General features: G+C 43.5%; 14 protein-coding genes. 12 read left to right on the top strand and 2 right to left on the bottom strand.

Annotated elements, in window-relative coordinates; translation table 11 throughout:
* Nucleotides 1-135: 135 nt before the first annotated feature.
* Nucleotides 136-702 (bottom strand): chorismate--pyruvate lyase family protein, encoded by a 567-nt coding sequence (locus tag PQR79_RS15915; RefSeq protein WP_238107347.1) that lies wholly within the window; start codon nucleotides 700-702, stop codon nucleotides 136-138.
* A gap of 126 nt (nucleotides 703-828) precedes the next feature.
* Between PQR79_RS15915 and PQR79_RS15910 the strand changes: the two genes are divergently transcribed.
* A complete protein-coding gene (locus PQR79_RS15910) occupies nucleotides 829-1,227 on the top strand; it encodes a flagellar basal body-associated protein FliL (RefSeq protein WP_188924733.1) in 399 nt (132 codons plus the stop codon).
* On the top strand, nucleotides 1,227-2,288 hold the full coding sequence (gene rlmF, locus PQR79_RS15905) for a 23S rRNA (adenine(1618)-N(6))-methyltransferase RlmF (protein ID WP_238107346.1): 1,062 nt from the start codon (nucleotides 1,227-1,229) through the stop codon (nucleotides 2,286-2,288). Before PQR79_RS15910 ends, rlmF begins: the two co-directional genes overlap by 1 nt.
* Before the next feature lie 9 nt (nucleotides 2,289-2,297).
* Here the strand turns inward: rlmF and PQR79_RS15900 are convergent, their stop codons facing one another.
* The gene (locus PQR79_RS15900; RefSeq protein ID WP_238107345.1) at nucleotides 2,298-3,158 is read right to left on the bottom strand and encodes a formate dehydrogenase accessory sulfurtransferase FdhD; all 861 of its coding nucleotides are present in this window, start codon (nucleotides 3,156-3,158) and stop codon (nucleotides 2,298-2,300) included.
* A 331-nt stretch (nucleotides 3,159-3,489) separates the two neighbouring features.
* Between PQR79_RS15900 and PQR79_RS15895 the strand changes: the two genes are divergently transcribed.
* The 10 genes from PQR79_RS15895 to PQR79_RS15850 all read left to right on the top strand — a co-directional run bounded on the left by PQR79_RS15895 (nucleotide 3,490) and on the right by PQR79_RS15850 (nucleotide 13,990).
* On the top strand, nucleotides 3,490-3,957 hold the full coding sequence (locus tag PQR79_RS15895) for a DUF3305 domain-containing protein (protein WP_238107344.1): 468 nt from the start codon (nucleotides 3,490-3,492) through the stop codon (nucleotides 3,955-3,957).
* Nucleotides 3,954-4,598, top strand: coding sequence for a DUF3306 domain-containing protein (locus PQR79_RS15890; RefSeq protein ID WP_238107343.1), 645 nt, complete (start codon nucleotides 3,954-3,956; stop codon nucleotides 4,596-4,598). Before PQR79_RS15895 ends, PQR79_RS15890 begins: the two co-directional genes overlap by 4 nt.
* Before the next feature lie 137 nt (nucleotides 4,599-4,735).
* A complete protein-coding gene (locus tag PQR79_RS15885; protein ID WP_238107342.1) occupies nucleotides 4,736-6,421 on the top strand; it encodes a 4Fe-4S binding protein in 1,686 nt (561 codons plus the stop codon).
* Nucleotides 6,422-6,431: 10 nt separating this feature from the next.
* The gene (locus tag PQR79_RS15880; protein WP_238107341.1) at nucleotides 6,432-7,097 is read left to right on the top strand and encodes a TorD/DmsD family molecular chaperone; all 666 of its coding nucleotides are present in this window, start codon (nucleotides 6,432-6,434) and stop codon (nucleotides 7,095-7,097) included.
* Between the two features lie 51 nt (nucleotides 7,098-7,148).
* Nucleotides 7,149-7,346: a formate dehydrogenase gene (locus PQR79_RS15875; protein WP_188919404.1), complete on the top strand. Its 198-nt coding sequence runs from the start codon at nucleotides 7,149-7,151 to the stop codon at nucleotides 7,344-7,346.
* Between the two features lie 16 nt (nucleotides 7,347-7,362).
* A complete protein-coding gene (locus tag PQR79_RS15870) occupies nucleotides 7,363-10,212 on the top strand; it encodes a formate dehydrogenase subunit alpha (RefSeq protein WP_238107361.1) in 2,850 nt (949 codons plus the stop codon).
* 27 nt (nucleotides 10,213-10,239) lie between these two features.
* A complete protein-coding gene (gene fdh3B, locus PQR79_RS15865; RefSeq protein WP_188919402.1) occupies nucleotides 10,240-10,836 on the top strand; it encodes a formate dehydrogenase FDH3 subunit beta in 597 nt (198 codons plus the stop codon).
* Nucleotides 10,837-10,883: 47 nt separating this feature from the next.
* Nucleotides 10,884-11,900 carry a formate dehydrogenase subunit gamma gene (locus tag PQR79_RS15860; RefSeq protein WP_238107340.1) on the top strand — a complete coding sequence of 339 codons (1,017 nt, stop codon included), beginning with the start codon at nucleotides 10,884-10,886 and terminating at the stop codon, nucleotides 11,898-11,900.
* Between the two features lie 130 nt (nucleotides 11,901-12,030).
* Nucleotides 12,031-13,074 carry an IS110-like element ISShfr7 family transposase gene (locus PQR79_RS15855; RefSeq protein ID WP_274408567.1) on the top strand — a complete coding sequence of 348 codons (1,044 nt, stop codon included), beginning with the start codon at nucleotides 12,031-12,033 and terminating at the stop codon, nucleotides 13,072-13,074.
* A gap of 664 nt (nucleotides 13,075-13,738) precedes the next feature.
* Entirely contained in the window at nucleotides 13,739-13,990 is a 252-nt protein-coding gene (locus tag PQR79_RS15850) for a hypothetical protein (protein WP_238107339.1), read from the top strand.
* Nucleotides 13,991-14,173: the final 183 nt, after the last annotated feature.

The raw sequence follows: 14,173 nt of genomic DNA, 5'->3' as shown, positions 1-14,173 counted from the left end.
TCATTGTACTGGGTCTAGTGACGCAACCTAAAATAGATCACATTCTAATAAGGGCTGGTATAAATATTAGATTATCGACAGGACCAATAAAAAGCCCATTACGTTACCGAATGGGCTTTTTTATTGCTGTGTGATTTAATGTTGATTGATGTACTCAACTGCTGCGGGTAAAAAAATCTCACTAACGATCAGTTGTGAATCGAGTAAATTAAAATAGCGTCTTCGCCCCCATAATCTTGATGTAACGTGTTGTTCAAGACTCGTTGCTAACGCAGCTAATCGGCCACAGGTTTCAAACTGAGCCACTTCGATATCGCCAGGAGTAATATCCGGGCTGGTAAATAATACCTCGCCCAGCGGGCGGGTACCTAAACCCTGAAAATGATGGCTTTGAGTGTGTAAAATATTTTGTGGGATCAATGTACGAGCAAACACCCAAGGCGTGCCATCTAGGCATAATAGTACTTCACGGATCCAAACGGGTTCATTATGGCTTGGAAACTCATGTTCAAGAGGTGAAAGCAAGTGCTCCCCAAGTACTTTGACTTCAAATTGGTGACAATGGCTTTTAAGGCGTTGGGTTAAACTGCCGGGCGCTAATAACCAGTCTTTGAGTTGGTTATCGGGCAAGGAATCGATTTTTTGTGGCGAAAACCAATGAATTGATTCACCATATGGAAAGCTAACACTGGTCACGTTCATCTAAAACTCGTTACAATATACCTCAACGGCAATAGTCTATCATGTCGTGAATCACCAAACACGCCTCAAGGTGTGTACAACATGGCCGATTTAATTAACGTTACATCTTTAGGAGTGTCTCTTATTATGAAAAAATGGTTTTTTACGTTAGTTATTTGGTGCTGTGTTTCATTAAACGTCAACGCAGCAGATGAAGGCGTTGAAGATTACGCATATTATGGCTTTGAACCTGATATCGTGACTAATTATATTTCTAACCGTAAAAAATTAGGTTTTGTTAAAATTAGCGTCGAGCTAATGGTAAAAGACCCTAATGATCTCGTTAGTTTAGAACACCACGATCCGCTTTTACGTTCGGCAATCGTTGAAATTCTGGGTAACCAGTCTGAAGATAAGGTGAAATCGCTATCAGGACGTGAAGAAATTCGCCGTGAATGCTATGAAACCGTTAACCGGTTAATGGAGCAAGAAGTGGGCCGTGCAATCGTGGTTAATTTATTGTTCACCAAATACTTATACGATTAATGACCTACCCCAAATCTCGTGTTGGTCGAGCTAAGCAACCTACAGGTAAACGCTCGCCAACGGCACAGAAAAAAGCGCCACAGAAAAAAGCCATAATCAAAACGTTACACCCTCGTAATGTTCACCAGCATGGTTATGATTTTGACAAGTTAGTTAGTGTAATGCCGTCATTAGCGACTTTTGTGCGGCTCAATCCTTATGGTAACCCATCAATCGACTTTGCCGATCCTCAAGCTGTGAAGGCGTTAAATGCGGCGTTGTTGCTCAGTGAGTACAAGATTAATGCCTGGGATATTCCGTCAGGATATTTATGCCCACCGGTACCTGGGCGTGTCGATTATTTACACTATATTGCCGACTTATTAGCATTGAAAGGTCAGATTAAACGAGGGGCAGGGATACGGGCATTAGATATTGGTACTGGTGCCAATGGTATATATCCATTGTTGGGAATTACCGCCTATGGTTGGCAATTTGTTGCTTCAGATATTGATCCCGTATCGATTGATAACGTGGCTTATATTGCCAAACAAAACCCTGATATTGCGGCAAACTTACAACTTAGGTTGCAACCCAACCCTCAGGCTATTTTTAGTGGCATTATTGCTAAAAATGAACGTTTTGATGTGACTATGTGTAACCCGCCTTTTCATCGCTCTTTAGCCGAAGCCTCAGCAGGCACTTTGCGTAAGGTGACGAATCTCGCTAAAAGCCAACAACAGAAACATGGTAAAACGTCTGCCAATTTAACGGCAGCACAAACTCATCCTAAGTTGAATTTTGGTGGGCAAAAAGCTGAACTGTGGTGCGATGGTGGCGAGAAACAATTTTTAGCAAATATGATCAACCAAAGTAAAGCATTTGGCAGCCAAGTACTGTGGTTTACTTCGTTAGTATCGAAATCAGACAATCTCAAGCCGTGTTATCAGTTGCTTAAGCAAATACATGCTGTTGAGGTGAAAACCATTGAAATGGCCCAAGGCAATAAAGTGACTCGTATTTTGGCTTGGAGTTTTATCCCCACGCAATTACATCTGCAGTGGGGACAATTACGAGGTTAACTTGAGGTGTTATGTGTTATTTTTTAGCACATCAAACTCAATGGTTTCACTGCCATGGTAAATTAAAAAGTGACGCCCTTTGGCGCGTGCTATCAAGGTAATGCCTAGCTGCATTGCTAAGTCTAAGCCCATTTGGGTGACACCACTGCGAGACAATAATACCGGTATTCCCATCTTGGCGACTTTAATCACCATTTCTGAGGTCAGTCGGCCTGTTGTATAAAATATTTTATCATTGCCTGTTTGCTGTTCTAACCACATATCACCGGCTAAGGTATCTACTGCATTATGGCGGCCAACATCCTCAACAAAAGCTAAAATTTTATCGTCTTGGCAGATACCACAGCCATGTACCGCACCTGCATTTTTGTATGTTTCGTTATACGCGTTAATATTATTGAGTAGCGCATAAATTGTTGACTGTTTCAATGCCGGTGTCGGCAACACAATATCGTCTAAACCTTGTAAAAAACCACCATAAACCGTACCTTGGCCGCAACCCGATGTAACTGTTTTTTCAGACAATTTTTGCTCAATATCATCAGAGGCTTCTTGGGTAATTACCGCAGCAGAATTCACCTCCCAGTCAACTATAACAGACTCTAATAAGCTTAAATCGCTAATAAATCCTTGGTTTTTAAGATAACCAATAGTCAATGACTCGGGCTTGGCTCCTAGGGTCATTAAGGTCACGATGGGGCGCCAATTTAAATACACGGTTAATGGGCGTTCACAGGCGACAAACTTATCGACAATTTCACCTTGATCATCAACGGCTTTTACTGCAAGTGTTAATGGAACTTGAGTCGCTGTTTTGACAAATTTAACAGGCTTGCGAGTTGCAGATTTTGCCGAAGCAGATTGGGTCATAGGTAAGCCTCTTGAGGTATTGAGGGTATTGGCACAAATAAATGGTTTCATCGTTTGTTTAGCATAGCAATAATTATTCCCTAAACTGAAAACATCTTACTTAAGCGTGATCTGGCGCAAATCTTCAACAAATCAATACTTTTAACGTGTATTAATGTCCCAGTTAACATTGCAGGGTGGACATAATGTCCTATTGTTAATGGGTAAATTGGGATCCAGTTCAAAGTTAATTTTGATTTTTAGTTGGCACTATTTTTGCTGCAATTAAGAATAGCAGTTCAATTATCCGTGGCTACTTCAGCACGTCATTAAGTCAGAGGTCAGCATCAATATGCAACATACCGATAAGATATGGCCGATGTATGTGTCACTCAAAAAAGTGCAAGTACAAACTGGGCGCTGGTCATCAGTGCGCTGGGAGCTTGAACACATGGTGCCAACAACGCAACCCAAACCAGAAAATGCGGTATTAATTCCGCTTGAGTTATACAAAGATCAACGTGGTAGCTACCGCATTAATCTTGATATGGAAAACCCAACGTTATTCATCGTGTGCGATGAGCTAAGCGATGGCACTTGGGTTCCTGCGATGATTTCGGCCGACCAGCACGTGAGTGCCGGTTGTCTAGAGTCAGACACGCCAGTGCTAAACGTAGCCATGCCAGGCGCAGTCGCCTGTTGGATTGAAGCCTTTATTACCCGCCATGGCGAAGTGGAAATCAGCGCCCATCGTCGCAAGCATGTTAATCGTCGTAAAAATGAAGGCCCGAGTGCAGATCATTTAGGAAACATGCGATGAGCAACCCAGACGGATTATTAAGTCGTTGGGAGTTACGTCGCCAACGAGTCGCAGAAGAAGCTGAGCAGCTTGAGCAAGAAGCTGCTCATGTTGATGAGACTGATGACGTTATTGCTCTTGATAATGCGAGTCAAACAAACGATGTTGAAGAAGCATTAACTGATGCTAACGAAGAAAACGAGCCGTTGCCTGATCCAAATACCATTGAAGTGGGTGGCAGCTTTGCCCGTTTCATGGCTAAAAATGTTGATCCAACCGCGAAGGCGGCAGCATTACGCGCTTTATGGAAACAACCACAATATGGGCATATTGATGGATTACTAGAATACGCTTTAGATTATTCTAATCAGCCGGTGTTATCTGCTGATGTATCAGCCGAGTTAGCCAACAAAGTATTTCGTTATGTTATTGACAAAACTGATGATGCTGAAGATGAACAGCTAGCAGAAGTCGAAGGCAACATTGAAGCCCCGCTTGAGGCTGAAATGGCCGAAACGGTAAATAACACAGATGTTATCGATGGTGATGAATCGTTAAGTTTATCTCAACAATCGACAGAGCCACTTATGGCTAGTCATGCACAAGTTCAGGATGATGACCTTATTGTGTCAGCTTTTGCCAGTGATGAGGCTAAAGGCTAACAGACCTCCGCATACCTATATGATATTGATAAGGTAATGGGCGGTCAGTCGTTTGAATGAGTTTAGTGAAACAAGCGTTAATAACAGTAATGAGCCACTGTCATTAACCAAGTATGAAAACCGATATTAGGAACGCAATGAGCATAATTAAAAACCAGCCTATGCTGAAACAAGCTCGGCAGCAGGTGATGGCGAATACGCAGATCCTACAAAATCTGATCCCGCCAACAGTCAGTTATACGACTCAAGGCAACGTATTAGTCATTGGCCCAGAAGATCTTGCCCGTTTAGCCGCGGACAAATTGTCCACTATGAACAACTGTGTCATTTTGGCAAATGAAGCCATTACCAGCCAAGATGAAGCACACCTTGAAGCGGTAATGAATGCCGCAACTGACATTGAAAGCTACTATAATAAATTAATCAGTATTAAAGGCTTTTTAGGCCAGTTTCAGGTTAAAGTTGAAGGTGACAACGGCGTAAGCGATCTCAGTGTGGTGGCTATTCGTCAAGCCCACTTTGATATCGTACTCGACTTAAGCCATAGCCCAAGCATTAACTTAGAGATGTTACCACCTGGCTACTTTTATGTTGGTCAAGACCAAGCGCTTCTTGCTGACGCGCTTGAGCAAATCCCTGATTTAGTCGGGGAGTTTGATAAGCCAAGATACGTCAAAGTTAATCATGATATTTGTGCTCATAACAAGCATGGTTTAAATGGTTGTAATCGTTGTTTAAATTTTTGTCCTGCGGATGCGATTAGCAGCGTGGCACAAAAAATTGAAATCGACCCATACCTTTGCCATGGCGCAGGCAGTTGCAGCAATGCATGCCCAACTGGGGCATTAAGTTACGACTTACCGTCACCAAAATCATTACATTCTTACCTTGAAAAGCTCGTCAGTCGTTACCGTTTACAAGCGCAAACAGCCCCCGTGGTGTTATTTCATGACAATGAAGCTGGTGCGCAGTTTATTACAGACGAGTTAAGCGGTGATGTGTTACCCATCGCAATGGAAGAGATTACCGTTGCCAGTATTGACCATTGGATGACCGCGTTAGCCTATGGTGCGCGTGAGATCCTTATCTTAAATACTGACTTAACCGCACCGACGTTAACCCAAATGTTAAACGGTGAGTTAGCGTTAGCAAATCGCATTTTAGATGAAATGGGCCAACCACAGCGTATACGCCTCATTAGCCCAGACGACCTTGCTGATTTATACCCATCATTGGCAATCAGTTTAGCGTGGCCCGTCATTATGCCTATGACAGTAAACCAGGCAGATGTTCAGTCTGCTAGCAATGCCAAGCGCAGTTTATTGTTTCAAGCTATTGATCATCTAAACAGTCAAGCTGCAGCCGTTGATAACGTGCTCTCTATTGCCAATATTCCATACGGCGTTGTGAGCATTAACAGCGACAAATGTACGTTATGTATGTCATGTGTTGCAACTTGCCCAACCCAAGCACTAAAAGATGGCGGTGATACGCCAGCACTTAAGTTTACTGAACAAGACTGTGTGCAATGTGGTTTATGTGAAGCCGCTTGCCCTGAAAAAGTCATTAGTTTAGTGGCACAAATTAACTTTAATCCACAACAGCGCCAACAAGTTCAAATACTAAAACAAGAACCACCGTTTGAATGTATACGATGCGGTAGCGAGTTTGCCACCCAATCAATGGTGCACAAAATGATAGAAATGGTCGGCGCGCACAGTGCATTTAGCGCCAATATAGAGCGTTTGAAAATGTGTGGCGACTGCCGTGTAAAAGACATGTTTGAAGACATCCTTGACGATCCAGAAAAGCAATTGCGATAAGAGATCTGCTATGACAGAAACAGTGAGAGAAATAAGCGAGAACGACCAATTAAGAGCTGATATTTATCAGTTGTTGGCGGCGTTAATGCGTCGCCAACCGAGTGCCGAATTATTGCAGTTTTTAGCTGATTTAGACATAGACGTCGAAGAAGGCAACGCCATGAGCGATGCTTGGGTAGCATTGAAGCAAGCAGCACAAAAAAGTGATACCGATACACTAGAAGATGAATATTTTGCCATCTTCTTAGGGGTCGGCAGCGGTGAAATTATGCCTTACGGCAGTTGGTTTATGACAGGTTCATTAATGGACAAACCCCTAGCCGCATTACGCAGTGACTTAATGCAACTCGGATTTGAACGCGAAGAAAACGTTAAAGAACCAGAAGATCATGTCGCCGCACTATGCGAAGTGATGGGCTGCCTCATTTTAGAGGCGCCAGGTTATCGCCAATTAGCGTTTTATCAACGCCATATTGGTAGCTGGATTATTCGCTTTTGCGACCATTTAGCTAAAACACCTAGTGCTAAGTTTTACGTTGCGGTTGCGCAACTGGCTAACGCCTTTTTTACGGCCGAAGCTAACGAATTTGAACAGCTAAGTTTAAATATTCCGGTGAATTGTCCAGGTAGTGCTGACTTAGATCCCGTAGAAGAACAAGCTGTGCAAATTAACTAAACCGGATGATGGCCTACCCGGCCACATCTTTTTATCAATAAAGGAGACATTATGAAGAAGCAAGCTTCCGACATGGGTCGTCGCCAAATGCTAAAAGCATTAGCGCTCGGCAGTGCGGCAGGTGCTGTTGCAAGTGTGAGTGCGCCTGCACTTGCTCAGGTGACTAAACCTTCTACCGAAGAGCCTAAGGGCAATAACTATCGCGAAACAGAGCATATTCGTAACTACTATGCTTCGTTAAGCAAATAACAAAGGAGAGTGTGTGATGCGATTAACCCGCAAATCAGACACAGTCGCGACTAAAACAACGTCCGGCTTAGGTCTTAACCGACGTCAATTCCTCAAGTCTGCCAGTTTGGCGACAGGTGGTATTGCCGCAGCGTCAATGCTTGGTGCAGGTATGATGCGTAAAGCAGAGGCTAAAGATGTGCCTCATAACGCACCTACAGAAGTGAAAAGAACCATTTGTTCTCACTGTTCTGTTGGTTGTGGTATTTATGCTGAAGTACAAAATGGGGTGTGGACAGGTCAAGAGCCAGCGTTCGACCACCCATTTAACCAAGGTGGACACTGTGCTAAAGGTGCTGCATTACGTGAGCATGGCCACGGTGAAAAACGCTTAAAATACCCAATGAAGTTAGAAGGTGGGAAATGGAAGCGTCTATCATGGGATCAAGCCATCAATGAAGTAGGCGACAAAATGGAGTCGATTCGTCAAGAGTCTGGTCCTGATTCAGTGTACTTTATGGGTAGTGCTAAATTTTCAAACGAACAAGCTTATATGTATCGCAAATTAGCGGCAATGTGGGGCACTAACAATGTCGATCACTCTGCACGTATTTGTCACTCTACCACGGTAGCCGGTGTTGCAAACACTTGGGGCTACGGTGCGCAAACTAACTCGTTTAACGACATCCGCAACTCAAAATGCATGATGTTTATTGGTTCTAACCCATGTGAAGCTCATCCAGTAGCGATGCAGCACATTTTAATTGGTAAAGAACGCGGCGCTAAAATTATCGTGGTTGACCCACGCTTTACCCGTACAGCGGCTAAGTCTGATGAATATGTTCATATTCGTCCAGGTACTGACATTCCCTTTATTTACGGCCTGTTATGGCATATTTTCGAAAACGGCTGGCAAGATGATTCGTTCATTTCTCAACGTGTATACGGCATGGAACGTATCCAAGAAGAAGTGAAAAAATACACGCCAGAAGAAGTCGAAAATATTGCTGGTGTACCTAAAGCGCAAATGTATCGCGTTGCCAAAATGATGGCTGAAACTAAGCCTGGCACTATCGTATGGTGCATGGGTGGTACTCAGCATCACATCGGTAACGCTAACACTCGTGCTTACTGTATTTTACAGTTAGCCCTTGGCAACATGGGTATTGAAGGCGGCGGAACAAACATTTTCCGTGGTCACGATAACGTGCAGGGTGCAACAGACTTTGGTTTGTTATTTGATAACTTACCAGGTTACTACGGTTTAACGTCTGGCGCATGGGACCATTGGTCAAATGTATGGGATCTAGAACCAAGCTGGGTTAAAGATCGTTTTGACCAAGGTGAATACCTAGGTCAATCACCACAAACCTCTGCAGGTATTCCTTGTTCGCGCTGGCACGATGGTGTGTTAGAAGACAAAGCCAAGATTGCCCAAAAAGACAACATTCGTTTAGGGTTCTTCTGGGGTCAGTCTGTTAACACCGAAACCCGTGGCCGGGAAGTACGTGAAGCACTTAACAAGATGGACACTATTGTGGTTGTTGATCCATTCCCAACCATGGCAGGTGTGATGCACGAACGCCAAGATGGAGTGTATTTACTTCCTGCGGCAACTCAGTTTGAAACTTATGGCTCAGTGTCTGCGTCTAACCGTTCACTTCAGTGGCGCTCACAAGTGATTGAGCCATTATTTGAGTCGCTACCAGACCACGTTATTATGTATAAATTGGCTAAAAAATGGGGTGTTGCAGAGCAATTCTGTAAGCACATTAAAGTCAATGGTGACGAGCCATTAGTGGAAGATATCACCCGAGAATTTAACACAGGTATGTGGACTATTGGTTACACTGGCCAAAGCCCAGAGCGTTTGAAAATGCACCAAGAAAACTGGGGCACCTTCGACGTTGACTCACTAGAAGCACCCGGCGGCCCAGCTAAAGGCGAAACCTATGGTTTACCTTGGCCTTGTTGGGGCACACCAGAGCAGAAACACCCTGGTACACAAATTTTGTATCGTACCGGCCGTGAAGTGAAAGACGGTGGTGGTAACTTCCGTGCGCGTTATGGTGTTGAACACGAAGGAAATAACATTCTTGCAGAAGGCTCGTTCTCGAAAGGGTCTGAAATTCAAGACGGTTATCCAGAGTTTACTGCCGACATGCTTAAACAGCTTGGCTGGTGGGACGACCTAACGGCTGAAGAGAAAGTCAAAGCAGAAGGTAAAAACTGGAAAACTGATATCTCTGGTGGTATTCAGCGTGTGGCAATTAAGCATGGTTGTATTCCTTACGGTAACGCTAAAGCGCGTTGTATTGTATGGAACTTCCCTGATGACATTCCATTACACCGCGAGCCGCTATACACGCCTCGTCGTGACTTAGTGGCCAAGTACCCAACTTATGAAGACCGTATGGTAGCGCGTCTACCCACACTTTATAAGTCAATTCAAGACAAGGATTTTGCTACCGACTTCCCACTTGCAGTCACAACCGGTCGTTTGGTTGAGTACGAAGGTGGTGGTGAAGAAACCCGTTCTAACCCATGGCTTGCAGAACTTCAGCAAGAAATGTTTATCGAGATCAACCCAGCTGATGCTGCAGATCGCGGTTTACGTGATGGCGATGACGTGTTTGTTCACAGTCCAGAAGGGGCAAAAATTACCGTTAAGGCAATGGTGACACCACGTGTTATTGCTGGCGAATGTTTTATGCCGTACCACTTTGCGGGTGTATTTGAAGGCAAGAGCCTAGAGAAAAACTACCCAGAAGGCACAGTACCTTACATTATTGGTGAATCAGCCAACACTGTAATGACCTATGGTTATGACGTTGTGACTCAGATGCAAGAGACTAAGTCTAGCTTGTGTCAGATCAGCAAAGCCTAACAACACTTGATGAGGAGATAAGCCATTATGGCAGTCATGAAATTTCTGTGTGACACCAAACGCTGCATCGAGTGTAACGGTTGCGTCACAGCTTGTAAAAACGAAAACGACTCTGCTTTAGAGTGGGGTATTCAACGTCGCCGCGTGGTGACAATTAACGATGGTGAACCAGGAGAAGCATCAATATCCGTTGCTTGTATGCACTGTACCGACGCGCCTTGTATGGCCGTATGTCCTGCAGACTGTTTCTACCGTACCGAAGACGGCATTGTGTTACACAACAAAGATACCTGTATCGGTTGTGGATACTGCTTCTATGCGTGTCCGTTTGGTGCACCGCAGTTCCCTAAAAAGACTGCATTTGGTAGCCGCGGCAAAATGGATAAATGTACATTCTGTGCGGGCGGCCCTGAAGAAGATCATTCAGATGCAGAGCGCCAAAAATACGGTGCAAACCGTATTGCAGAAGGAAAATTACCAATGTGTGCCGAGTTGTGTTCAACCAAGGCGTTACTTGCGGGCGATGCAGGCATAGTGTCTGACATTTACCGTCAACGTATGGCTACACGCGGTAATCCAAATGTGATTTGGGGCTACAATCCTAAAACAGGTGAAATGATCTAACCAGAGCATAGGCTGCGATTAAGTTCGCAGCCATTTAAGGAGTGACAATGTTAACTTTAACGTTAAACAAATCACTGCGCAGGATGTTTGCTCTGTTGGTTCTGTGTATGGGATTGGGCTTGGTCACATCACCGGTATATGCCGCTGATGAGCAATCTAGCCAGCAACAAGCAACGTCCAAAACCAGCGATGCAGATCTCTGGCGCGCAGTTAAAGCCGGCGAACCGGGATACAGTACAGATAAAGGCTTAGAAGCCGATGTGCTTATCAATGTCGCAGGTAATGAAGGAAAGGCCTTACGAAATACCTACCTAAAACCTGCAATCGGCTTAGCTGTGATAGGGGTTTTTGGTGCCTTTTTAGTGTTTTACTTAGTGAATGGTCCATCTAAACTAAGTAAAGGCTTTTCAGGAAAAATGGTACTTCGTTGGAGCAAAAGCGACCTGTGGTTACATTGGATTATGGCGATATCTTGCCTAACGCTAATGGTAACGGGTATCGTCATTATGCTCGGACGGCATTTTCTTGCACCTTATGTGGGTGAGGGAATATGGGCCGGTATCATTGCATTTAGTAAGTTTACTCACGACTGGTCGGGGCCTATTTTTATGGTCTCTTGGTTGTTGTGTATTATTAAATGGATGCCATTACAAACCTTTAAAATGTATGACTTAAAATGGTTTTTAGTGGTGGGTGGCTACATTAACTTTGGCCCGTTTAAAGGTAAACATCCTGACAGTGGATTTGCCAATGCGGGTGAAAAAATGTGGTTTTGGACCTTAGCTATTTTTGGTCTAAGCATCAGTGCTACAGGTGTCATGTTAGTGTTCCCTACACTTGATTTACCAAGAGAGTTGTCGTTGCTTGCCTTGTTAGTGCATGGTGTCAGCGCAGCAATCTTAATCGCGTTTACGATTGTGCACATTTGGATGGCAACCGTACTCAGCGAAGGTGGTATGGAGTGTATGGTATCTGGTTATTGTGACGAAAATTGGGCTTCGCAGCATCACAATGTGTGGTACGACGAAATCAAAGCCGATGGCACGTTAAAATACAAAGAGTAACCCTATAACATAAGTGTTAACACGCTTGTTTATGGTAGAGATAAAACACCTTGATACTCATTGAGCCCCCTCCCTAGCAAGCCGCATCAGCGGTATGCTTAAGGTGACCAAACCAACAGGAGAAAGCTCAATGAGATTTTATAATAACTCACATCCATACTACTGTGGTATCGATTTACATGCACGTTTACTTTACGTCTGTATCATTGATTCTAAAGGGGAAGTTGTAGCCCATAAAAAGATAGGTGCCAGTAAAGATGACTTACTGCTCATTTTGGAACCTTATATCGGCAATGTGATTGTCGGGGTTGAGTGCATGCATTGTTGGTATTGGGTGTCAGACTGGTGTGCTGAACTGGGGATTGATTTTATCTTAGGTCATGCGCTTTATATGAAGGCCATTCACGGTGGTAAAACCAAAAATGATAAAGTCGATTCCTTTAAAATTGCCACACTACTGCGTGGTGGTAACTTCCCCATAGCTTATGATTACCCCAGTGAAATGCGCGCAGCTCGTGATCTACTGCGCCGAAGAATGAAGATTGTCCGTCACGGGGCTATGCTCAAAGGCCATGTGGTTAACACCAACAGCCAATACAATTTACCTGCCACTGAACTTAATCTTAAAANCATCTCTGCAAGACAAAAGCTTCGCGAGCAATATCAAGACCCTATCGTCCAACGCAACATTGATTTAGACATGGCACTACTTGATTGTTATGCAAAGGAACTCGCACAGGTTGAATGGTTCATTGAAAAACAGGCCAAAAACCATAATCCCGTCTATTTAGAATTACTGAAAACAGTACCAGGTATTGGCAAGATTTTGTCACTAACAATCCTCTATGAAATCGGTGATATCAGTCGATTTGAGTCAGTACAAAAGTTTGCTTCATACTCTCGATTGGTCAAATGCAAAGCAGAATCAGCTGGTAAAACCTATGGCACAAATGGCAATAAAATCGGTAATGCTCATTTGAAATGGGCATTCTCAGAAGCAGCGGTGCTTTACCTACGTGGTAATGACAAAGCACGTAACTACCTTAATCGATTACAAAAACGAATGAGTAAAGCAAAGGCGTTATCTGCACTGGCACATAAGCTTGGTCGCTGCGTCTATTTCATGCTGAAGAACAAAACGGTGTTTGATGAACAACGATTCTTAAAAGGATAAGTCGCGCAATAAGGTGAGCTGAACGTCTAACTAGATACTCTTAAAAAGAGAAGCGAGCATGACCGTGAATGTTGTGGCTAATGAAGCAATGACTTCTCACCATCATCACTATGCCAAATGCTATTTAAGCTACATCGCCTTGATTAGACACCTTATTGGCGCGCATTAATGAATACAATCAACAAAGTCGTTTACACCCTAAATGAGCCTGAAACTAACTGTGCAAAAAGCACCTCTGACTTGAATAGTGCCATCTTAGGGTTAACCGATAAATGTCTAGTGCCCCTGACATTTCAACGGATTGAAAAGCGTCAGGCAGCGATAAGATCGCACTAAGAGAGCCTCTATATGTGTTTGCTGTAAACGATGATTTGACAGCTAAATGACAGACGAAGTAGATGAATTTGTTGATTGATTCTTATTTGACTGCAAAAGCAGTCAAATAAGTTAGGCTCGCCTATTGACTGGAGGAAGGCTCATATGTGTTAGGTAACTGACAAGGTGTTTTTTATTGGTATTTTTTGTTTTGGCTGACTGCGGTATGGTGAGTTCAATTGTTTGATAAATATGATCCGAATATTGCTATAACCTATTGTGAAAATGCTTGATTAGCCGGCATAAGCAATAGTTTTGCTGAATCATTAATGATTAAAAGGAGGCAGTAATGATAACCCCCAAAAATGATACAACACCCGTTGATGACAATATTGATGATAGTGTTGCTTATGACTTGTCACAACGAGGTCGTCAGATTGATGATCCTTTAGAGGCTGTTAAGGCTATGCGTTTAGGCCAATTATCTGTTTGCCGCCTCAAAACTGAGCAAGAAATGCATGCTATGGTTAGTAAAGCAACAAGTAACAAAGCTTCCAGTCATCACCTGAAAACGGATGACTCAGTTTGCTCACTCACTTGATTTTATAAACACCTAAAAGTAATTGTCTTTTTCCACGTTATTGCCACACCAATAAGGGGGGTAGTTGAACATTTCAGCATCGCATCACAAAGAACTTGCGATTGCCAAATCGCTATTAGAAAACCCTGGGTTAGCTGTAAAAATAAGCCACTTTATTGGTACACCAATTGAAAAGGGGTTGGC

Source organism: Shewanella metallivivens (assembly GCF_028750675.1).
GTDB classification, from domain to species: domain Bacteria; phylum Pseudomonadota; class Gammaproteobacteria; order Enterobacterales; family Shewanellaceae; genus Shewanella; species Shewanella metallivivens.
Note: the sequence above shows the minus strand (reverse complement) of the source record. Positions and strands in the feature narration are given on the sequence as shown.